This is a genomic window from Streptomyces sp. NBC_01190, assembly GCF_045039895.1.
GTDB lineage: Bacteria > Actinomycetota > Actinomycetes > Streptomycetales > Streptomycetaceae > Actinacidiphila.
Window position 1 is genome coordinate 1795708 of record NZ_CP108580.1, and the last position, 20464, is coordinate 1816171.

24 protein-coding genes are annotated in these 20464 nt (G+C 72.3%); 5 read left to right on the forward strand and 19 right to left on the reverse strand.

What is annotated here, in order from left to right:
- Positions 1 to 102 precede the first annotated feature (102 nt).
- The 10 genes from OG519_RS07610 to hisI all read right to left on the reverse strand — a co-directional run bounded on the left by OG519_RS07610 (position 103) and on the right by hisI (position 8666).
- Positions 103 to 921 (reverse strand): DsbA family protein, encoded by an 819-nt coding sequence (locus tag OG519_RS07610; protein ID WP_405580319.1) that lies wholly within the window; start codon positions 919 to 921, stop codon positions 103 to 105.
- Between the two features lie 111 nt (positions 922 to 1032).
- Complete coding sequence (trpA, locus tag OG519_RS07615; protein WP_405580322.1) at positions 1033 to 1887, reverse strand: tryptophan synthase subunit alpha; 855 nt, start codon at positions 1885 to 1887, stop codon at positions 1033 to 1035.
- Positions 1884 to 3155: a tryptophan synthase subunit beta gene (trpB, locus tag OG519_RS07620; RefSeq protein WP_405580325.1), complete on the reverse strand. Its 1272-nt coding sequence runs from the start codon at positions 3153 to 3155 to the stop codon at positions 1884 to 1886. The genes trpA and trpB overlap by 4 nt, the downstream gene beginning before the upstream one ends.
- A gap of 181 nt (positions 3156 to 3336) precedes the next feature.
- Positions 3337 to 3480 (reverse strand): tryptophan biosynthesis modulator TrpM, encoded by a 144-nt coding sequence (gene trpM, locus OG519_RS07625; RefSeq protein ID WP_405580328.1) that lies wholly within the window; start codon positions 3478 to 3480, stop codon positions 3337 to 3339.
- A gap of 60 nt (positions 3481 to 3540) precedes the next feature.
- Positions 3541 to 4350 carry an indole-3-glycerol phosphate synthase TrpC gene (gene trpC, locus OG519_RS07630; RefSeq protein WP_405580331.1) on the reverse strand — a complete coding sequence of 270 codons (810 nt, stop codon included), beginning with the start codon at positions 4348 to 4350 and terminating at the stop codon, positions 3541 to 3543.
- Between the two features lie 171 nt (positions 4351 to 4521).
- Positions 4522 to 4992: a DUF2752 domain-containing protein gene (locus tag OG519_RS07635; RefSeq protein ID WP_405580333.1), complete on the reverse strand. Its 471-nt coding sequence runs from the start codon at positions 4990 to 4992 to the stop codon at positions 4522 to 4524.
- 300 nt (positions 4993 to 5292) lie between these two features.
- Complete coding sequence (locus OG519_RS07640) at positions 5293 to 5565, reverse strand: HGxxPAAW family protein (protein ID WP_405580335.1); 273 nt, start codon at positions 5563 to 5565, stop codon at positions 5293 to 5295.
- A gap of 154 nt (positions 5566 to 5719) precedes the next feature.
- Positions 5720 to 6484, reverse strand: a complete 765-nt coding sequence (locus OG519_RS07645) for a TIGR02234 family membrane protein (RefSeq protein WP_405580338.1) — start codon at positions 6482 to 6484, stop codon at positions 5720 to 5722.
- Positions 6485 to 6756: 272 nt separating this feature from the next.
- Complete coding sequence (locus OG519_RS07650) at positions 6757 to 8295, reverse strand: anthranilate synthase component I (RefSeq protein WP_405580341.1); 1539 nt, start codon at positions 8293 to 8295, stop codon at positions 6757 to 6759.
- A gap of 11 nt (positions 8296 to 8306) precedes the next feature.
- Positions 8307 to 8666, reverse strand: coding sequence for a phosphoribosyl-AMP cyclohydrolase (hisI, locus tag OG519_RS07655; RefSeq protein WP_405580343.1), 360 nt, complete (start codon positions 8664 to 8666; stop codon positions 8307 to 8309).
- Positions 8667 to 8802: 136 nt separating this feature from the next.
- Here hisI and OG519_RS07660 point away from each other — a divergent pair, with 136 nt between their 5' ends.
- Positions 8803 to 9912, forward strand: coding sequence for a hypothetical protein (locus OG519_RS07660; RefSeq protein WP_405580345.1), 1110 nt, complete (start codon positions 8803 to 8805; stop codon positions 9910 to 9912).
- A 53-nt stretch (positions 9913 to 9965) separates the two neighbouring features.
- Complete coding sequence (locus OG519_RS07665) at positions 9966 to 10598, forward strand: TIGR03085 family metal-binding protein (protein WP_405580348.1); 633 nt, start codon at positions 9966 to 9968, stop codon at positions 10596 to 10598.
- 42 nt (positions 10599 to 10640) lie between these two features.
- On the opposite strand, the gene hisF is transcribed toward OG519_RS07665, so the two are convergent.
- The 8 genes from hisF to hisD all read right to left on the reverse strand — a co-directional run bounded on the left by hisF (position 10641) and on the right by hisD (position 16537).
- A complete protein-coding gene (hisF, locus tag OG519_RS07670) occupies positions 10641 to 11396 on the reverse strand; it encodes an imidazole glycerol phosphate synthase subunit HisF (protein WP_405580350.1) in 756 nt (251 codons plus the stop codon).
- Entirely contained in the window at positions 11393 to 11800 is a 408-nt protein-coding gene (locus tag OG519_RS07675; RefSeq protein ID WP_405580353.1) for a Rid family hydrolase, read from the reverse strand. Before OG519_RS07675 ends, hisF begins: the two co-directional genes overlap by 4 nt.
- Complete coding sequence (priA, locus tag OG519_RS07680) at positions 11797 to 12522, reverse strand: bifunctional 1-(5-phosphoribosyl)-5-((5-phosphoribosylamino)methylideneamino)imidazole-4-carboxamide isomerase/phosphoribosylanthranilate isomerase PriA (RefSeq protein ID WP_405580356.1); 726 nt, start codon at positions 12520 to 12522, stop codon at positions 11797 to 11799. The genes OG519_RS07675 and priA overlap by 4 nt, the downstream gene beginning before the upstream one ends.
- Positions 12523 to 12671: 149 nt before the next feature.
- Complete coding sequence (gene hisH, locus OG519_RS07685) at positions 12672 to 13316, reverse strand: imidazole glycerol phosphate synthase subunit HisH (protein ID WP_405580359.1); 645 nt, start codon at positions 13314 to 13316, stop codon at positions 12672 to 12674.
- 11 nt (positions 13317 to 13327) lie between these two features.
- Positions 13328 to 13480, reverse strand: coding sequence for a hypothetical protein (locus OG519_RS07690; protein ID WP_405580362.1), 153 nt, complete (start codon positions 13478 to 13480; stop codon positions 13328 to 13330).
- Positions 13477 to 14070, reverse strand: a complete 594-nt coding sequence (gene hisB, locus OG519_RS07695) for an imidazoleglycerol-phosphate dehydratase HisB (RefSeq protein ID WP_405580364.1) — start codon at positions 14068 to 14070, stop codon at positions 13477 to 13479. The genes OG519_RS07690 and hisB overlap by 4 nt, the downstream gene beginning before the upstream one ends.
- On the reverse strand, positions 14067 to 15200 hold the full coding sequence (locus tag OG519_RS07700; RefSeq protein ID WP_405580366.1) for a histidinol-phosphate transaminase: 1134 nt from the start codon (positions 15198 to 15200) through the stop codon (positions 14067 to 14069). The genes hisB and OG519_RS07700 overlap by 4 nt, the downstream gene beginning before the upstream one ends.
- Positions 15201 to 15202: 2 nt before the next feature.
- Positions 15203 to 16537 carry a histidinol dehydrogenase gene (gene hisD / locus OG519_RS07705; protein WP_405580368.1) on the reverse strand — a complete coding sequence of 445 codons (1335 nt, stop codon included), beginning with the start codon at positions 16535 to 16537 and terminating at the stop codon, positions 15203 to 15205.
- A gap of 298 nt (positions 16538 to 16835) precedes the next feature.
- Between hisD and OG519_RS07710 the strand changes: the two genes are divergently transcribed.
- From OG519_RS07710 to ybaK, 3 genes are all read left to right on the forward strand, one after another.
- Positions 16836 to 18386 carry an oxidoreductase gene (locus OG519_RS07710; RefSeq protein ID WP_405580371.1) on the forward strand — a complete coding sequence of 517 codons (1551 nt, stop codon included), beginning with the start codon at positions 16836 to 16838 and terminating at the stop codon, positions 18384 to 18386.
- A 60-nt stretch (positions 18387 to 18446) separates the two neighbouring features.
- Positions 18447 to 19181 (forward strand): LON peptidase substrate-binding domain-containing protein, encoded by a 735-nt coding sequence (locus OG519_RS07715; RefSeq protein ID WP_405580374.1) that lies wholly within the window; start codon positions 18447 to 18449, stop codon positions 19179 to 19181.
- 91 nt (positions 19182 to 19272) lie between these two features.
- On the forward strand, positions 19273 to 19770 hold the full coding sequence (ybaK, locus tag OG519_RS07720; RefSeq protein ID WP_405580376.1) for a Cys-tRNA(Pro) deacylase: 498 nt from the start codon (positions 19273 to 19275) through the stop codon (positions 19768 to 19770).
- 52 nt (positions 19771 to 19822) lie between these two features.
- Here the strand turns inward: ybaK and OG519_RS07725 are convergent, their stop codons facing one another.
- A complete protein-coding gene (locus OG519_RS07725; RefSeq protein ID WP_405580379.1) occupies positions 19823 to 20437 on the reverse strand; it encodes an ABC transporter permease in 615 nt (204 codons plus the stop codon).
- Positions 20438 to 20464 lie beyond the last annotated feature (27 nt).

Genomic DNA, 20464 nt, shown 5'->3' on the forward strand with positions numbered 1-20464 from the left:
TACCCTGCCGGGCGGGTACTGCGACAACCCGCCCGGCTACGGCTGGATAACTTCGGTCACTGTCAGGAGGGGTCCGGCGCCCCCAGGAAGAGGGCCGCGGCCTCAGGAGGGGGTCGGGGTGACCTTCCCCGGCTGCTTGCCCTTGTTCGCGCTCTGGACCATCTTCTTCAGCGAGTCAGGGGTGAGCACCGCGCTCTTGCTGCTGAAGACGTTCTTGCCGTTGAGCAGGATGGTCGGCGTGGCGTCGAAGCCGGAGGTGTTGAAGGCGTCGTTGGAGCGCTTCACCCAACTGTCATGGGTGCCGTTGTTCACACACGCGTCGAACGCCGGCGTCCGCAGCCCCTTCACCTGGTCGGCGAGGCGGAGCAGGGTTTTCTTGTCGGCGAAGGTGTCCTTCTGCTCCTCCGGCTGATTGCTGTACAGGACGTCGTGGTAGGGCCGGAACTTTCCCTGGTCCTGGGCGCACGCGGCCGCGTTGGCGGCGGTCAGCGACCCCGAGCCGCCGAGATTGCCGTCGATGAGGGTCACCAGGTGGTATTCGGTGCGCATCTGGCCGCTGTCCTCCAGACCGTGGACGGTCGGCGTGAACGACTTCTCGAAGGAGTCGCAGGCCGGACAGCGGAAGTCCTCGTAGATGGTCAGGGTCGACGGGGCGTTGGCGGCGCCGACCGGGATCACCAGTTTGTCCTTGCCGACGGCACCCTTCGGCGCGCTCACCGCGCCGGCCGCGTCGGTGCCGCCGCCGCTGCCGCCCTGGTCGGAGACGACCACCCCGATCACGGCACCGACGGCGAGCACGCCGACGACCGCGCTCGCCACGATCACCGTCCGCTTCCGCCTGGCCTGGCTCCTCTCCTTGGCGCGCTGTTCCTGGAGCGCCTCGCGGGCGCTGCGTTTTCCGTCACGGTTCCTTGGGCTCACGCCCCTGGAAACGGTGTGGGGAGGCACTCAGCGTCTCCCCACACCGTTTTTCGCCCTCCGGGGTGACAAGAATCCGTCCCCGGGGTGACGCCGGATGAGCCGGCCAGGTGATCAGCCGCGCTTGCGGACGCCCTCGGCGAGTCCGGCGGCGAGCGTCCGTACGGCGGTGAGCCCGGCGGCGAGGTCGTCACCGTGGTCGAGCAGCCGCTTGACGAAGGCCGAGCCGACGATGACGCCGTCGGCGAAGCCGGCCACCTCGGCGGCCTGCTCCGGGTCGGAGACGCCGAGCCCCACACAGACCGGCAGCTCCGTGGTGGCGCGGGTGCGCCGGACCAGGTCGGCGGCCTGCGCCCCGACGCTCACCCGGGTGCCGGTGACGCCCATCAGTGAGGCGGCGTAGACGAAGCCGGAGCCGGCCGCGGTGATCGTGCCGAGCCGCTCATTGCGGGTGGAGGGCGCCACCACGAAGACGGTGGCCAGGCCGTGCTGCTCGGCGGCCTTGCGCCACAGCTCGGACTCCTCCACCGGCAGGTCGGGCAGGATGCAGCCGGCGCCGCCCGCCTCGGCCAGCTCGGCGGCGAACCGCTCGACGCCGTACCGGTCGACCGGGTTCCAGTACGTCATCACCAGCACCGGCTTGCCGGCGGCGGCGTGCCCCTCCCGTACGGTCCGCAGCACGTCGGCGATGCGGACGCCGTTCTTGAGCGCGATGTCGTCCGCGGTCTGGATCACCGGTCCGTCGAGCACCGGGTCGCTGTGCGGCAACCCGACCTCGACGACGTCGGCGCCGCCCTCGAAGACCGCCTTCACCGCCTCGATCCCGCCGTCCACGGTCGGAAACCCGGCCGGCAGATAGGCGACGAGCGCGGCCCGGTCCTCCGCCCTGGCGGCCGCGAGGGTCTCGTCGAGCAGGGCGGCGTTACCGATCGCGCCCGTGTTCTCGTTCTCGGTCGTACGCGCGCTCATTTCGCCGCCACCTCGTGCTCCTCGTCGACGTCGCCGGTCGGTTCGTACAGGCCGAAGTAGCGGGCGGCGGTGTCCATGTCCTTGTCGCCGCGGCCGGAGAGGTTGACCAGGACCAGGCCGTCGGCGCCCAGTTCGCGGCCGACCTCCAGCGCGCCGGCCAGCGCGTGGGCGCTCTCGATGGCGGGGATGATGCCCTCCGTACGGGACAGCAGGCGCAGCGCCCGCATGGCGGCGTCGTCGGTGACGGCCCGGTACTCGGCGCGGCCGGTGGTCTTCAGATAGGCGTGCTCGGGGCCGACGCCCGGATAGTCGAGGCCGGCCGAGATCGAGTACGGCTCGGTGATCTGGCCCTCGTCGTCCTGGAGCACATAGGACCGGGATCCGTGCAGGATGCCGGGCTCGCCCTCGGTGAGGGTGGCGGCGTGCTCGCCGGTCGCCACGCCGTGTCCGGCCGGTTCGCAGCCGACCAGCCGCACCCCGGTGTCGGCCAGGAAGGGGTGGAAGAGCCCCATCGCGTTGGAGCCGCCGCCGACGCACGCCACCGCGGCGTCGGGCAGCCGCCCGGTCCGCTCCAGCAACTGCCGCCGGGCCTCGACGCCGATCACCCGGTGGAAGTCGCGGACCATCGCCGGGAACGGGTGGGGCCCGGCGACCGTGCCGAACAGGTAGTGCGTGCGGTCGACATTCGCCACCCAGTCCCGGAACGCCTCGTTGATGGCGTCCTTCAGGGTGCGGCTGCCGGACTTCACCGCGATGACCTCGGCGCCGAGCATCCGCATCCGGGCGACGTTGAGCGCCTGCCGCTCGGTGTCGATCTCGCCCATGTAGATGGTGCAGTCGAGGCCGAAGAGGGCGCAGGCGGTGGCGGTGGCGACGCCGTGCTGGCCGGCGCCGGTCTCGGCGATGACCCGGGTCTTGCCCATCCGCCGGGTGAGCAGGGTCTGGCCCAGCACATTGTTGATCTTGTGCGAGCCGGTGTGGTTGAGGTCCTCCCGCTTGAGGAAGACGCGTGCGCCGCCGGCCTGCTCGGCGAACCGCGCCACTTCGGTGAGGGCGCTCGGCCGGCCGGCGTAGTTGACCATCAGGTCGTTCAGCTCGGCGGTGAACGCGGGGTCGGACTTGGCCTTCTCGTACTCGACGGCGACCTCGTCCACGGCGGCGACCAGCGCCTCCGGGATGAATTTGCCGCCGAAGGCTCCGAAGTACCCCGAGGAGTCGGGGACGGCGCCTTCCGGATCGGGCAGGAAATACTCGGGCTTTTCTGGCATGGGTGGTCCCTGGCAGGTGTCGTCAGTGGCTGGGCATGGGCCGCACCCGCCGGAGGGCATCGGCGTATCGGCTGGATCGGCCGAATCAACTGGTTCGACTGGATCGGCCGAATCCGACGTACCGGCTGGATCGCCGGATCGTCGGAGCGCCGTCAGAGCGCCGGCGGGCGGTGGTCGCGGATCAGCCGCGGCGCCATCGCCTGCCGTTCACCTGGCCGGGCTCGCACCCGATCACGTACCGCACCCGCCGCCCCAGCACGCGCCTGGCCGGCGCACGGCAGCCGCGGGGGCGGCAACCGGGGGCGAGGCGAGCGGCGATGGGCATGGGTCGGAGTCTAGCGGGTCGCTCCGCTCGGGTTAGCCGGGCGGCCCGGGCGGCCCGGGGTCAGTCGCGGCCGTTGCGGAGGGCCGGGTGGGCGCCGGCGGCGACCAGGTCGGCGACCGCGGTGCGCGGGTCCTTGCCGGTGACCAGGGACTCGCCGACGAGTACGGCGTGGGCGCCGTCATTGGCGTACGCGATCAGGTCGTGCGGGCCGCGGACGCCGGATTCGGCGACCTTGACGATGTGGTCGGGGATCGCCGGGGCCACCCGGGCGAAGGTGCCGCGGTCCACTTCGAGGGTCTTGAGGTTGCGCGCGTTGACGCCGATGACGCGGGCGCCGGCGTCCACCGCGCGGGCGGCCTCCTCCTCGTCGTGCACCTCGACCAGCGGGGTGAGCCCGATGGACTCGGCCCGTTCCACCAGCGAGACGAGGGCGGACTGGTCGAGGGCCGCGACGATCAGCAGCGCGAGGTCCGCGCCGTACGCCCTGGCCTCCCAGAGCTGGTACGCGGTGACGATGAAGTCCTTGCGGAGCACGGGGATGTCGACCCTGGCGCGGACCGCTTCCAGGTCGGCGAGCGACCCGCCGAACCTGCGCTGCTCGGTGAGTACGCTGATCACCGCGGCGCCGCCCGCCTCGTATTCGCCGGCGAGGCCGGCCGGGTCGGCGATCGCCGCGAGCGCGCCCTTGGACGGGCTCGACCGCTTGACCTCGCAGATCACCGTGACGCCTTCGCCGCGCAGGGCGGCGACCCCGTCCTTGGCGTCCCGTGCGCGGGTGGCCCGTGCCTTGAGATCGTCGAGGGTGACCCGGGCCTGTCGCTCCGCGAGGTCGGCTCGGACTCCGTCGATGATCTCGTCGAGCACACTCACGCGGGAACTCCCCTTTCGGCCGGGTCGAACAGCGAAATGATCAAGCCAGCGGTGGCTACCACCGGCATCTCCGATGGTATCGGGCGGTGGGCGGAGTACCCGCATCCGGTGGATCGCGCTCTTGTGACCTGCGTGAATGTCGGGTGCTCGGTCTTCGGGGCCGGGCCGGGCTCAGGGCGCGAGAAACCCGCCGAAGGGCAGATTCCGGACAACGGTGAAGGCCACGACCAGGGCGATGGCCAGATTCCGGTACCCGGGGCGAAGGGTCGGGGCGAAGGGTTTGCCGCGCAGCGCGGCGGCGGACCAGGCCGCCCAGGCGACGGCGAGGAGCAGGAATCCGGCGACGGCGAGGGCGTTGCATTCGAGCGCGGTGCGGAGGTGGCCGTGGGCGATGGCGTACGCGCTGCGCAGGCCGCCGCAGCCGGGGCAGTACACGCCGGTGTAGTAGCGGAGGGGGCAGAGCGGGTAGTGGCCGGGGGTGTTGGGATCGACGGTGGCGACGTATCCGAACGCGGCGAGGGTTCCGCCGAGGGCGGGGAGGGGGGCGAGGCGTCGCCAGCGGCTGCGCGGGGCGCGGTGTGGGGTGAGCCGCTTGGAGCTTGTCTTGTCCCCTACGGGGACGGGGTCGGGGGGCGGGCTCACGGGGTGATTGTCTCCGGAAGGAGCGGGGGGTGCCATGGGCGGTGCGCCGTGGGGGTGACGGTCCGTTCCCGGGGTGCCGGTCCGCTGTGGTCGCTCGCGCAGTTCCCCGCGCCCCTGACGGGGCCCCGTAGGTCTTCGGGCCCATCCAGCGAGGTCGGCAGACGCCGGGCGGCGAGTTGAGGGGCGCTGGGGGTACCCCCAGGCGAAGCTCTGGGGGAGGAACTGCGCGCCCAGCCACCGGCGACCGCCACCCGAGAAACCGGCCTGCACGCCCCCCGATCCCGGTACCGCCCGTAAGGGCTACGCGTTGGCGGTGGGGCGGGGCGCTTCCTGTTCGGCGTTGGCCGCGTCCCTGCGGGCTGCCAGGAGGTCCGCGGACGGCTTGGCGCCGAAGCCCATGATCTTCATCGCGCCGCCCACGATCGGGCCGAGCAGGATCAGGCCGATGGACACCCAGAAACCGACCGGCTCCGCGGCGACCATGAACCCGCCCGCGGCGCAGAAGCCGATGAAGGAGATGATCACGCCGGTCCAGGCGGCAGGCGTGTGTCCGTGGTCGTGCGTGGCCGCCATGACTGCTCCCGATGCTCTCGACAGGGGGCTTCTTCCGCCTCCCACTTCACGTCCCATTGTTGCGCGTCCGTCCGGTGCCCCGCGCACTGGGGGTGGTCGGGCAGAGCGTTCGGAAAGGAGTGCGGGACAGGCGGCACGGGCCTGCGGCGGGCCCTCAGCGGGAAGCGGGAGCGGTGGGGTCCTCACCCCGGTCGAGCGCCTTCCACAAGTCCTCGGGGCGGTCGGGGTCCAGCGGTGCCGGGGCCCGCCGACGCGGCGCCGGCCGCTCGCCGCCGGCCCGGTCGTAGCGGCTGGACATGGCCGGCCAACGGGACCCGTGACGCAGCGCGAGCAGCCCCGCGATGAGCAGCAGCAGGCCGCCGGCCACCGCGACCAGCGGCCACGAGGTGCCGCTGACGTGCGAGGCGGTGGCGTGCGTGAGGCTGGCGGCCCGCTGGGCGGCGGCGTCCACGGCGCCGTGGTCGCCGCGGCGGCTGAGGGCGAGCGCGATCACGCCGGCCCCGCTGAGGGCGAGCAGCCCGGAGACGACATGGCGGGCGAAGCGTCGTACCGCGAAGACCGCGACGAGGGCGGCGAGGCCGACGAGGGCGAGCGCGCCCGGCAGCGCGGTGCTCTGGCTGCCGGTGGCGTGCACGGAGACCTGGTGGCCGGCCGCGAACGCGGTACCGCGCGTCCATGTCTTGCTCATCGCGAAGAGCACCAGCGCAGCCCCGAGCGCACCAAGCGGCAACGCGACCGCCAACGCCCGCAGCGCGCGCCGCCGCGCGGCACCCTCGGCCCCCTGCCCCGCGGACAGCTCCCCCTCGGCCGCGGTCGCCGCCGGCTCCGGCTTGGGCGCCGCAGGGGACGGCTCCGGTGCGGGTGCCACCGGAGGGGGCGCCTGGTCGGGGGCCGCGCTGGGTGCGGAGGCGTCGGTCATCGGTCCATCATCGCCCCTGCGTGGGCCACCTCTTCCGGCGGGGCCTCGGACCACGCGCCGACATAGATTTATGCATGCTTATTGCTGTCATGCCCCTGCCCGGCATACCGTGCAACAACCACCCCGCCCGTCACTGGGCGTAGCAGGGACATCAGGTGCCCCATCGCCGGACCCTCTGCCGACCCAAGGACGAGGGCGGGGCGGCCGTCGGTGGCCGCCCCGCCCTCCCGCTCCCTCGATCAAAACTCGCTCAGAGCCCGCTCAGAATTCGCTCAGAACGCCGTCCGCATCGCGTTCGCCGTCGCCACCGCCCGCAGCACCGCCGCCGCCTTGTTGCGGCACTCCGTGTCCTCCGCCGCCGGATCGGAGTCCGCGACGATCCCCGCCCCCGCCTGGACGTACGCCGTGCCGTCCCGCAGCAGCGCGGTACGGATCGCGATCGCGGTGTCGGAGTCGCCGGCGAAGTCCAGATAGCCGACGCAGCCGCCGTACAGACCCCGCCGTACCGGCTCGAGCTCCTCGATGATCTGGAGGGCGCGCGGCTTGGGCGCGCCCGAGAGCGTGCCGGCCGGGAAACACGCGGTGAGCACGTCGAAGGCGGTACGGCCCTTGGCGACCTTCCCGGTGACGGTGGAGACGATGTGCATCACATGCGAATAGCGCTCCACCGACATGAAGTCCACCACCTCGACGGAGCCCGGCTCGCACACCTTGCCCAGGTCGTTGCGGCCGAGGTCGACCAGCATCAGGTGCTCGGCGCGCTCCTTGGGGTCGGCGAGCAGTTCCTCGGCGAGCGCGGTGTCGGCCTGCGGGGTGGCGCCGCGCGGCCGGGTGCCGGCGATGGGGTGCAGCAGGGCCCGGCCGTCCTCGACCTTGACCAGTGCCTCCGGGCTCGACCCGACGACATCGAAGCCGGCGCGGCCGTCCTCCCCGCCGGGGAAGCGCAGCAGATACATGTACGGACTCGGGTTGGTGGCCCGCAGCACCCGGTAGACATCGAGAGCGCTCGCCTCGCAGGGCGTCTCGAACCGCTGCGAGGGCACGACCTGGAAGGCCTCGCCCGCCCTGATCCGCTCCTTGATGTCCTCGACGGCGGCCATGAAGTCCTCGCCGCCCCACTGGGCGGTGTATCCGACCTCCACCGACTCCGGCAGGGTGGCCGGCGCGGTCGGCATCGGCTTCGCCAGGTCGGCGGTCATCGCGTCGAGCCGGGCGAGCGCGTCGGCGTACGCCTCGTCGACGCCGCTGTCCTCGTTGTTGTGGTTGATCGCGTTGGCGATCAACAGCACGCTGCCGTCCCAGTGGTCGAGCACGGCGAGGTCGGAGGTGAGCAGCATCGTCAGTTCGGGCAGGTGCAGCGTGTCGCGGCCGTGCTCGCCGATCCGCTCCAGCCGGCGCACGATGTCGTAACCGAGATAGCCGACCATGCCGCCGGTGAAGGGCGGCATTCCGTCGACCAGGTCGCGCGGGGTGTGCAGGGCGTCGACGGTGGCGCGCAGCGCGGCGAGCGGGTCGCCGTCGACCGGCACGTGGACCGGCGGGGTGCCGAGCCAGTGCGCCTGCCCGTCGAGCACGGTCAGGGTGGCGGCGGACCGCACCCCGATGAAGGAGTACCTGGACCAGGAGGGCCCGCCGCCGCTGCCCACGGTGTGCGAGCCGCCGGCCGCCGACTCCAGCAGGAAGGTGCCCATCCGCTCGCCCGCCAGCTTGCGGTAGAGGCCGACTGGGGTGTCGCCGTCCGCGAGGAGACGGCGGCTGACCGGGATGACCCGGCGGTCGACCGCGAGTTTGCGGAAGGTTTCGAGGTCCATGGCGCCCGACCCTACTTTCCCTGCGCGGGGAGCAGGACGTCGGCGTCGAAGCAGGTCCGGTCGCCGGTGTGGCAGGCGGCGCCCACCTGGTCGACCTGGACCAGCAGGGTGTCGCCGTCGCAGTCCAGGGCCACCGCCTTCACCTGCTGCACATGCCCCGAGGTGTCACCCTTCACCCAGTACTCCCGCCGGCTGCGGCTCCAGTAGGTGCAGCGGCCGGTGGTCAGGGTCCGGTGCAGTGCCTCGGCGTCCATCCAGCCGAGCATGAGCACCTCACCGGTGTCGTACTGCTGGGCGATGGCGGGCACCAGGCCGTCGGGATTGCGCCGGAGGCGGGCGGCGATCGTGGGGTCGAGAGAGGTCGCGGGCATGCGGTCCATTCTGCCGCCGATCACCGACAACGAGAAAAGCCGCAAGGGGGTCCAATAACTGTCAGATCAGACAAGCGAGTTGTTGGTCATTTTATGTTCGCTCGCCGTTGTCACCCGTATGGGGCATCCTGCGTGCATGGGTTTTCCTCCGCCGCCGTCAAATGATCCTCCGCCGCCTCCGGACCAGGGCGGCGGCTACGGCCCTCCCCAAGGTTTCGGCCCTCCCCCGCCGCCGGACGACGGCCGCGACGGTGCTTACGGCAGGCCCCAACAGGGCGGTCCCGGCTACGGCTGGCCCCAGCAGGGCGAACAGAACTACGGCTACCCGCAGCAGGGCGGCCAGGGCTACGGCCAGCCCCAACAGGGCGAACAGAACTACGGCTACCCGCAGCAGGGCGGCTACCCCCAGGGCGGCCAGGGCTACGGCCAGCCCCAGCAAGGCGACCAGAACTACGGCTACCCGCAGCAGGGCGGCTATCCGCGGGAGGGCCAGGGCTACGGTCAGGGTTACGGCCAGCAGGGGCCGCCCGGCGGGTACGGCAACCCGCCGGATCCCGCCTACGGTTACGGCTATCCGCCGCCCGGCCAGGGCGGTTACCCGCCTCCCCCGCCGCCGAACCACGGCAAGCGCAACGCCTGGATCGCGGTCGGCGTGATCGTGGTGGTCGGCGCGATCATCGGCGGCGTGGTGGTGGCCTCGGGGAAGAGCGACGACAAGAACACCGCCGACGGCAAGCCGAGCGCGAGCGCGCCGCCGACGACGGGTCCCGACCTCTCCAGCCCGTCGCTGCCGACGCCCTCCTTCGACCTTCCCTCGGACGAGCCGACGCTCGATCTGCCGACCGGACTGCCCAGCGACGACGCGACGGGCACCCCGACGCCGACCGAGAAGCTGGTGCCGTACGTGGTGCTGGCCCCGGGCAAGTGCTTCGACGCGCCGACGCTGACCAAGACCGTGGACGAGGTCACCACCCGTACCTGCTCCGCCGCGCACGACGCCGAGGTGGTGGCGAACGAGACGCTGTCCGGCACCTTCGCCAGCGACCAGGAGATCCAGGCCAAGGCGCTGAACCTGTGCACCGCCGACGCCAAGAAGCACCTGCCGGCCGACGGCAAGCTCTACTACCCGTACGCGCTGTTCCCGAAGCTGGTCACCTATGAGCTGCAGAACCGCAAGACGGTCACCTGCTCGCTGACCCGCAACAACGGCTCCAACGGGGTGAAGCTCTACAAGAAGATCGGCTGAACCGGTCGGGTGAGGAGCGGACGAACGACGCGCCGGGGAACTAACCTGGCGGTATGTCAACCCATGCTCAGCGTGAACGTCTGCTCCTCGCCGACCTGCTGGAGCGGTCAGGTCCCGACGCCCCGACCCTCTGTGACGGGTGGACGACCCGGGACCTGGCGGCGCATGTGGTGGTCCGGGAGCGGCGCGGCGACGCGGCGGTCGGGCAGATCATCCCGCAGCTCGCGCCCCGGCTCCAGCGGGTCAGGTCGGAGTTCGCGGCGAAGCCGTACGAGGAGCTGATCCAGCTCATCAGGAGCGGCCCGCCGCGGCTTTCGCCCTTCGCCCTCAAGCAGATCGACGAGATGTCCAACACCGTCGAGTTCTATGTGCACACCGAGGACGTACGGCGGGCCGCCCCGGAGTGGACACCGCGGACCGTGGACCCGGTCTTCGCCGACGCGCTGTGGAGCAGGCTGGAGCGCGGCGCCCGGCTGATGGGCCGCCGGGCCCCGGTGGGCCTGGTACTGCGCCGCCCCAACGGCCAGACCGTGGTGGCCCACAAGGGTTCCCCGGTGGTGACGGTGACCGGCGAGCCGAGCGAGCTCACCATCTTCCTCTCCGGCCGCCAGTCCGCGGCGAAGGTCGAGATCGAAGGCGACGAGACCGCGGTGTCCAAGACGACAACGGCCAAACTCGGCATCTGACCCCCGTCCACAGGCCGGGCCGTGCCTTACGGAGCGGGCGGGTCAGCGGATGGGGTGGCCGGCGGTGCGGAGGGCGGATTTGACCTCGGAGATGCGGAGGTCGCCGAAGTGGAAGACGGAGGCGGCCAGGACCGCGTCGGCGCCGGCGTCGACCGCGGGCGGGAAGTCGGCGAGTTTGCCGGCCCCGCCGGAGGCGACCACCGGGACCGAGACGTGCTTGCGGACCGCCGCGATCATCTCGGTGTCGTAGCCGTCCCGGGTGCCGTCGGCGTCCATCGAGTTGAGCAGGATCTCACCGACCCCCAGCTCGGCCGCCCGGTGCGCCCACTCCACCGCGTCGATGCCGGTGCCGCGCCGGCCGCCGTGGGTGGTGACCTCGAAGGTGCCCTCGGGGGTCCGCCGGGCGTCCACCGAGAGCACCAGCACCTGCCGGCCGAAGCGTTCGGCGATCTCCCGTATCAACTCGGGCCTGGCGATGGCCGCGGTGTTGACGCCCACCTTGTCGGCGCCGGCCCGCAGCAGCTTGTCGACGTCCTCGGCGCTGCGCACCCCGCCGCCGACGGTCAGCGGGATGAAGACCTGTTCGGCGGTGCGCCGCACCACGTCATAGGTGGTCTCGCGGTCACCGGAGGAGGCGGTGATGTCCAGGAAGGTCAGCTCGTCGGCGCCCTCGGCGTCATAGAGCTTCGCCATCTCCACCGGATCGCCGGCATCCCGCAGGTTCTGGAAGTTGACGCCCTTGACCACCCGGCCGGCGTCCACGTCCAGACAGGGGATGACCCGGATCGCGAGCGTCATTCGGCCGTCCCCCGGAACGCCTCGATCTCCACCTCGACCAGCACCCGGGAGTCGCTGAACCCGGCCACCACCACCATGGTGGCGGCCGGCCGCACCGCGCCGAAGAGCTCCAGGTGCGCCCGGCCCACCTCGTCGCAGTCGCGGGCGTGGCTGAGGTACATCCGGGTACGGATCACACTGCTCGCGTCCAGGCCGAAGGGTTCCAGCGCGGCGAGCGCGCTGCGGAAGGCGCTGAGCGTCTGCTCGTACGGCTCGTCCTCGCCGGGCACCGGGCCGTCCACCGGGTCGGGCATCATGCCGGCCACGATCACCCGGTCACCCGCCGCCACCGCCCGGGCGGAACCGATCGCCTCTTCCCACGGACTGCCGGACTTCTCACGGCGCACACCAGGGTTGCCGGTCATCGTGACACTGCCTCCAAGGCTTCTTCGAGAGTGAACGCCTTCGCGTAGAGCGCCTTTCCGACGATGGCACCCTCCACACCCGCCGGCACCAGACCGGCGATCGCCCGCAGGTCGTCCAGGCTTGAGACACCGCCGGAGGCGACCACCGGCTTGTCGGTGACCGCGCACACATTCCGCAGCAGCTCCAGGTTGGGGCCCTGAAGGGTGCCGTCCTTGGCGATGTCGGTGACCACGTAACGGGCGCAGCCCTCGGAGTCGAGCCGGGCCAGCGTCTCGTAGAGGTCCCCGCCGTCGCGGGTCCAGCCGCGCCCGCGCAGGGTGGTGCCGCGGACATCGAGGCCGACCGCGATCTTGTCGCCGTGCTCGGCGATCACCTTGGCCACCCACTCCGGGCTCTCCAGCGCGGCGGTGCCCAGGTTGACCCGGGTGCAGCCGGTGGCCAGCGCCGCGGCCAGGGTGTCGTCGTCGCGGATGCCGCCGGAGAGCTCCACCTTGATGTCCATCGTGCGGGCCACCTCGCCGATGAGCGCCCGGTTGTCGCCGGTGCCGAAGGCAGCGTCCAGGTCGACCAGGTGCAGCCACTGGGCCCCGGCCCGCTGCCAGGAGAGCGCCGCGGCGAGCGGTTCGCCGTACGACGTCTCGGAACCGGACTCGCCGTGCACCAGCCGGACGGCCTGGCCGTCCCTGACGTCGACGGCGGGGAGGAGTTCGAGCTGGGTCATCGCGATGGGGTCCTCGGTCCTGACGGGGGCGGGCGGTCAAGCAATCAAGCGGACAAGCGGCTATACGGCCAACCGGCGATACGGTCAAGCAGCCATACGGCCGACCGGCCAACCGGCCATGCGGTCGGTCGACACGGGGCGGGGCAAAACTAGAGCGTGCCGAGCCAGTTGGCCAGCAACCGCGCCCCCGCGTCCCCGGACTTCTCCGGGTGGAACTGGGTGGCCCACAGCGGGCCGTTCTCCACCGCGGCCACGAAGGGCTCGCCATGGATGGTCCAAGCGACCTTGGGGGGCCGGATGGCGTTGTTGTGGCCGCTGAACTCCCAGTCGCGTACCGCGTACGAGTGCACGAAGTAGAACCGGGCGTCGTCGTCCAGACCGGCGAACTGCCGGGAGTCCTCGGGGCGCCGCACCGTGTTCCAGCCCATGTGCGGCACCACGGGGGCCCGCAGCGGCTCCACGGTGCCGGGCCACTCGTCCAGGCCCTCGGTCTGCTCACCGTGCTCGATGCCGCGGGCGAAGAGGATCTGCATCCCGACGCAGATGCCCAGCACCGGGCGCCCGCCGGCCAGCCGGCGTTCGACGATCCACTCGCCGCGTACCGACTTCAGCCCGGCCATGCAGGCGGCGAAGGCGCCGACGCCGGGCACCAGCAGCCCGTCGGCGTTCATCGCCCGGTCGTAGTCGGCGGTGACCTCGACCTCGGCGCCGGCCCTGGCCAGCGCGCGCTCCGCGGACCGGATGTTGCCGAACCCGTAGTCGAGCACCACCACGCTCTTGGTCGTGCCAGTCATCTGTGCGGCCCCTACAGTTGCAGCAGCCCGGCGACGACCGCCATCACGGAGCCGATCGCCAGCAGCGCGATGACGCTCTTGGACTGCTTCTGCTTCCAGAACGAGTAGACCCCGCCGAGCAGGAACAGCCCCAGCAGGATGAAGAGGGAAGACCCTTTGTTCACAGCGCGCCCTTCGTAGACGGCAGAATTCCCGCGGCGCGCGGATCGCGCTCGCTCGCGTAACGCAGCGCCCGGGCCAGCGCCTTGAACTGGCACTCCACGATGTGGTGGGCGTTGCGCCCGTACGGGACATGGACGTGCAGCGCGATCTGCGCCTGCGCGACGAAGGACTCCAGGATGTGCCGGGTCATCGTCGTGTCGTACGTCCCGATCATCGGCGCCAGGTTCTCCGGTTCGCGGTGCACCAGATAGGGGCGTCCTGACAGGTCCACGGTCACCTGGGCGAGGGACTCGTCCAGCGGGACGGTGCAGTTGCCGAAGCGGTAGATGCCCACCTTGTCGCCGAGCGCCTGCTTGAAGGCGGCGCCCAGCGCGAGCGCGGTGTCCTCGATGGTGTGGTGGGTGTCGATGTGCAGATCGCCCTCGGTCTTCACACTGAGGTCGAAGAGGCCGTGCCGGCCGAGCTGGTCGAGCATGTGGTCGTAGAAGCCGACGCCGGTGGACACGGCGACCTCACCGGTGCCGTCCAGGTCGATCTCGACGACGACGGATGTCTCCTTGGTGGTGCGCTCCACGCGGCCCACGCGGGTCATGCGGACTCCTCGGTGCTCGGTGCCTCGACGTGCTGTTCTTTGCGGACGGTCCGGGCGGCGTCCAGGAAGGCGTCGTTCTCCGCCGGGGTGCCCGCGGTGACCCGCAGCCGGCCGGGCACGCCGTTGTCCCTGACCAGGACCCCGTGGTCGAGGAACGCCTGCCAGGCGCTGTGGCTGTCGGCGAACCGGCCGAACTGCGCGAAGTTGGCGTCGGACTCGGTCACCTCGTAACCGATGGCGCCGAGCTCGGCCACCAGCCGGTCCCGCTCGGCCTTGAGCTGCTGGACGTAACCGAGCAGGGTGTCGGTGTGTTCCAGCGCGGCCAGCGCGGTCGCCTGGGTGACCGAGGACAGGTGGTACGGCAGCCGGACGAGCTGTACGGCGTCCACCACCGCCGGGTCGGCGGCCAGATAGCCGACCCGCAGCCCGGCCGCGCCGAACGCCTTGGACATGGTGCGGGTCACCACGAGGTTGGGGCGGCCCTCGATCAGCGGCAGCAGCGACGGCCGGTGCGAGAACTCACCGTACGCCTCGTCCACGATCACCATGGACGGCTTGGCGGCCTGGGCGGCGTCGTAGAGCGCGCGTACGGTGTCGGCGGCCACCGCGGTGCCGGTCGGATTGTTGGGCGAGCAGATGAACACCACGTCGGGTGCGTGCCGGGCGATCGCCCGGGCCGCCGTGGCCGTGTCGACGGTGAAGTCCGCGTCGCGCGGCCCGGCGAGCCAGCCGGTGCCGGTGCCCCGGGAGATCAGCGCGTGCATCGAGTACGACGGGTCGAAGCCGATCGCGGTCCGGCCCGGTCCGCCGAAGGTCTGGAGCAGCTGCTGGATGATCTCGTTGGAGCCGTTGGCCGCCCACACCTGTTCGACACCGACCCGGTGCCCCGCGGTCCTGGTGAGATACGCGGCGAGACCGGTGCGCAGCTCGACGGCGTCCCGGTCGGGGTAGCGGTTGAGGTTCCTGGCGGCCTCGGCCACCCGTTCGGCGATCCGGGCGACCAGCGCCTCGGGCAGCGGATAGGGGTTCTCGTTGGTGTTCAGCCGCACCGGCACATCGAGCTGCGGCGCGCCGTAAGGCGACTGGCCGCGCAGTTCGTCCCTGATGGGCAGGTCGTCGATCCCGGTCATCGTCACACCACCGGGCCGGACGCGAACCGGCCGACGCCGCCGAACCTCGCCGCCACCGCGGCGCCGTGGGCCGGCAGGTCCTCCGCTTCCGCGAGGGTCAGCACGTGCTGGGCGACCTCGGCGAGCGCCTGCCGGGAGTAGTCCACCACGTGGATGCCGCGCAGGAAGGACTGCACCGACAGACCGGAGGAGTGGCAGGCGCAGCCGCCGGTGGGCAGCACGTGGTTGGAGCCGGCGCAGTAGTCGCCGAGGGAGACCGGGCTGTTCGGGCCGACGAAGACGGCGCCGGCGTTGCGCACCCGGGCGGCGACGGCCGGCGCGTCCTCGGTGTGGATCTCCAGGTGCTCGGCGGCATAGGCGTCGACCACTTCGAGCCCCTGGGCGACGGTGTCCACCAGGACGGTGGCGGACTGCCGGCCGCCGAGCGCGGCGGTGATCCGCTCCCGGTGCCGGGCGGCGGCGACCTGGTCGGCCAGCTCCCGGTCCACGGCGTCCGCCAGCTCGGCCGAGGTGGTGACCAGGACGGCCGCGGCCAGCGTGTCGTGCTCGGCCTGGCTGATCAGGTCGGCGGCGACCAGGCCGGCGTCCGCGGAGGCGTCGGCGAGGATCGCGATCTCGGTGGGGCCGGCCTCGGCGTCGATCCCGATCCGGCCCTTGAGCAGCCGCTTGGCCGCGGCCACATAGATGTTGCCGGGGCCGGTGACCAGGCTGACCGGGCGGCACTCGTCGGTGCCGTACGCGAACATGGCGATCGCCTGGGCGCCGCCGGCCGCGTAGACCTCGGTCACGCCGAGCAGCGCGCAGGCGGCGAGGATGGTCGGGTGCGGCAGCCCGTCGAACTCCTTCTGCGGCGGTGAGGCGACCGCGATCCCCTCGACGCCGGCTTCCTGAGCGGGCACCACATTCATCACTACGGAGGACGGGTAGACCGCGAGACCACCCGGTACGTACAGCCCGACCCGCTCCACCGGCACCCATTTCTCGGTGACGGTGCCGCCGGGCACGACCTGGGTGGTGACGTCGGTACGCCGCTGCTCGCGGTGGACCAGCCGGGCCCGCCGGACGGACTCCTCCAGCGCGGCGCGGACCGCCGGGTCCAGCGCCTTCAGGGCGGCCTCCAGGGTCGCCTCGGGGATCCGGAGCCGCTCCAGGCTCACCCCGTCGAACCGCTCCCCGTACTCGATGACGGCTCGCGTGCCCCGATGGCGTACGTCCTCGCAGATGGGCCGCACGGTGTCGAGCGCGGCCTCCACGTCGAACTCGGCCCGGGGCAGCAGGTCGCGGTCGATGCCGTCCACCGGGAAGGCGGCACCGCGCAGATCGATTCGGGAGATCACGCGGCCAAGTGTAGAGACCCGGACACCGCGGCCGGTCCGCGGTTCCACTCCGTGATACGAGGAGCCCGCCCCGTGTCGGACCCACCGGATAGCGTGTAGCCCAACGCACACCCGCCGACACGGCACGGGGGCGGCTCAGGTGGCACAGGGCGGCACGGACGACGCAGGCGACACAGGCGACACAGGTGCCGCCGGCAGCGCAGGCGGCACTGGCGACGCGGGGAACACGCGGCACGCCGGGATTCCGGGGACACCGGGATTCCGGGGCACACGGGGGAACACGGGGGAAGGGGTCGAGATGGCCGATCCGGCGGAGCGGACACCACCGCGGGACTGGACGCAGGTGGAGCAGCGCATGTGGCGCGCCTTCCGGGCGGGGCGCACCTGCGACCTGCGCACCGGGCAGGCCGACGAGGACGATTCGCTGGCCGGCCCGCCGTGGCCGGCCACCAGGACCGTGCGGGCGCAGGCCATCGCCGAGCTGCTGCTCGACCCGCCGCCGCCGGTGCCGGGCCGGGTCTCCGCGCTCAAACTGGCCGGTGTGCGGATCAGCGGCCGGCTGACGCTGGCCGGCGGCACCGTCACTCCTTACGTCCAGCTCGACGGCTGCCGCTTCGACGAGCAGGTGCTGATGCCGGAGTGCCGGGCCGGCAGCATGCGGCTGGTGCGCTGTCTGATACCCCGGCTCGAGGCGGCCCGGCTCCAGGTCACCGGCGACCTCCATCTGCCGCAGTGCCTGGTGACCGGCGGGATACGGATGACCGACGCGCAGATCGGCACCGATCTGCTGCTCAACCAGTTGATCGTGCGCAGCGGCACGCACAGCCGGGCGATAGCCGCCGACGGGCTGGTGGTCGGTCAAGACGTGGACGCCGAAATGATCGAGGTGGACGGGGAGTTCAGCCTGCGCAGCGCCCGGATCGGCGGCCGGCTGAGTCTGCGCGGCGGCCGGCTGCGCAACCCCGCGGACCGCACCGCGCTCAACGCGGCCCGGATCCAGATCGAGCACACCCTCTATCTGAGCGCGGGCCGGGCCACCACGGGCGGCCGCGTCGAGCGGCGGGACTTCGTCTGCGAGGGCGGTCTCCGGCTGGACGACGGCCGGATCGGCAACGCGGTGATCATCAATCAGGCGCACTTCCGGCTCACCGACGACCAGCAGGTGTCGATGCGGCGGTTGCAGACCCCGGAGCTGTGCTTCACCCCGGGCCGGCCGCCGACCGGCGCGGTGGCGCTGACCGGCGCCGTCATCGGCAAGCTGGCCGACGCGCCGGGCGGTTGGCCCGGGGCCGGCCGGCTGCACCTCTCCGGTTTCTCCTATGACCGGGTGGTGCCGCGCGAGGCCTTCCCGCTGCGGGCCAGGATCGCCTGGCTGCGGGCGGCCACCCCGGAGTACAGCCCGGAGCCGTACGAGAGGCTGGCCACCGCGCTGCGCGGCGGCGGTGAGGACGCCGAGGCGCGCGAGGTGCTGCTGGCCAAGCAGCGGCGGCGCCGGGAGACGCTGCCGATCGCGGGCCGGCTGTGGGGCTGGGCGCAGGACGTCACGGTGGGGTACGGCTACCGGCCGGGCCGCGCAGCGGTCTGGATGGCGGTGCTGTGGGCGCTGGGCGCGCTCTACTTCGCCGCGCACCACACCCCGCGACCGGCGGACAGCGGCTATGTGCCGCACTGGAGCCCGGCGCTCTACGCCCTGGACTTGCTGCTGCCGGTGATCGATCTCGGCCAGGACAACGCCTGGCGCGAGGTCGGCGTCGGCCAGTGGGTGGCCTCCGCGCTGACCCTGCTGGGCTGGATGCTGGCGACGACGGCGGCGGCGGGGGCGTCCCGGCTGCTCCGTCGGGGTTCATAGTCCGGCGCATTGTCCTTCAGTGCGCGCCACCGCGTACAGCGGGTGACGTCGGTGGCCACCATGCCCGTACCCTGGCTCACTGTGACCGATCGCCTCCCGCTCTTCCCGCTCAGCTCGGCGCTCTTCCCCGGCCTGGTGCTGCCGCTGAACATCTTCGAGGACCGGTACCGCGCCCTCGTGGGCGACTTGCTGACCCTGCCCGAGGACGCGCCGCGGCGCTTCGGCGTGGTGGCGATCAGAAACGGTCAGGATGTGGCCCCGACCGGACAGGACGGCGGCCCGACCGGGCCGATGGCGGGCCTCGGCGACGACCCGATGACCGCGCTCTACGGCTATGGCTGTATCGCGGAGGCGGCCGGGATCGCCGAGCGTGACGAGGGCTACGAACTGATGGCGACCGGCACGGTACGGTTCCGGCTGCTGTCGGTGGACACCGAGGGCGATTATCTGACCGGTGAGATCGAGGAGTTGCCGGACGACCCGGGCAGCGGCGCCGGGGCCCTCACCGGGCAGGTGACGCAGGCCTTCGGCACGTATCAGAAGCGGCTGGCCGGCGCGCGCGAACGGAGCCTGGCCGCGCAGGACTTCCCCGACGACCCGACGGTGCTCTCCTATCTGGTGGCCGCCGCGGTGATCGCCGAACTCCCGGTGAAGCAGGGGTTCCTGGAGGCGACCGACACGGCGGCCCGGCTCGCCGCGGAGTTGCGGCTGCTGCGGCGGGAGACCGCGCTGATCGACAAGCTGCCGTCGCTGCCCGCGGTGGAACTCACCCAGCAGCCGACCTGCGCGAACTGACCGACGGTCAGGCCCGCGGAGCGTCCGGAAAGGCCGCGGTTTTGCCGGGGGTGCCCGCGAAGCCGGGCACGAGGGGAAGAGGGAAGCGAAGGTGGCCAAGAAGTCCCGCGCGGGAGGCGGCACGCCCGCCACGGTCGCCCTGGAGAAAGCGGGCATCCCCTTCACCGTCCACGCCTACGAGCACGACCCGTCGTCCGAGCTGTCCTACGGCGAGGAGGCGGCCCAGGCGCTCGCCACCTCGGCCGAGCGGGTCTTCAAGACCCTCGTCGCCGAGGTCGACGGCGCGCTGACCGTAGCGCTCGTCCCGGTCTCCACCAGCCTCGACCTGAAGTCGCTCGCCACCGCCGCCGGCGGCAAGCGGGCCGCGATGGCCGACCCGGCCGCCGCCGAACGCACCACCGGCTACGTACGGGGCGGCATCTCCCCGCTGGGCCAGCGCCGGCCGCTTCCCACCGTCGTCGACGCCTCGGCCCTGGCCTTCCCGACGATCTTCGTCTCGGCGGGCAAACGCGGCCTCGAACTCGAACTGCCCCCGGCCGACCTGATCCGCCTCGCCGCGGCGACCACCGCCCCGATCGGCCGGGCCTAGGGTCCCTGGGGATCCCTGGGGGCCGCGCGGGAGGCCAGTCCCCCTCCCGGGGCTAGTGCCAGTCCGGCGGGGGCGGCGGGCCGGGGGTGTCGTCGGAGTGCCTCGGGAACGCCGAGGTCAGGCAGAGATGGGTGAGCATCGCCGCGGCCGGCCAGGCGACCAGGGCGCTCTTCGCCCGCAGCTCCAGGGGCCCGTCGAAGACCACCTTCGGGCCGACCTGCTTGGCGTGGGCGACGATGTCGGTGGTCGGGCCGAGCCAGACGCCGAGCCGCCAGCCGATGACCGCGGCCAGCGCGCCGCCGAGCGCGAGGCCCAGAACGACCGCGACACCGCCGGTGCGGGCGCGCCAGAAGACCAGCAGGCCGCTGAGGACGCCGAGCCCGGCCGCGATCAGCACGAAGGTGCCGTCCCCGCCGATCGCCTCCTCGCCCTCGGTGTCCTTGAGGTAGACGGCCTGGCCGTCGGAGATCATCGGGATACGTGGTGAAAGCCACAGCCAGAGCAGCCCGAGCGCGATCCCGCCGACCGCGACGAGCACCGCGACAAGAGCCCCCCTGCCGAGTTCGCGGCCGAGCCGCTCGCGCCCGCCGCCGGCGTCACCGGGGCCGGTGTCGCCGCCGGGATACGGCGCAAAGGGCTGATCGTGCGGAGTCAGGGGAGCGGTCACCAGCCCATCGTGCCAGGTGCGGGAAGC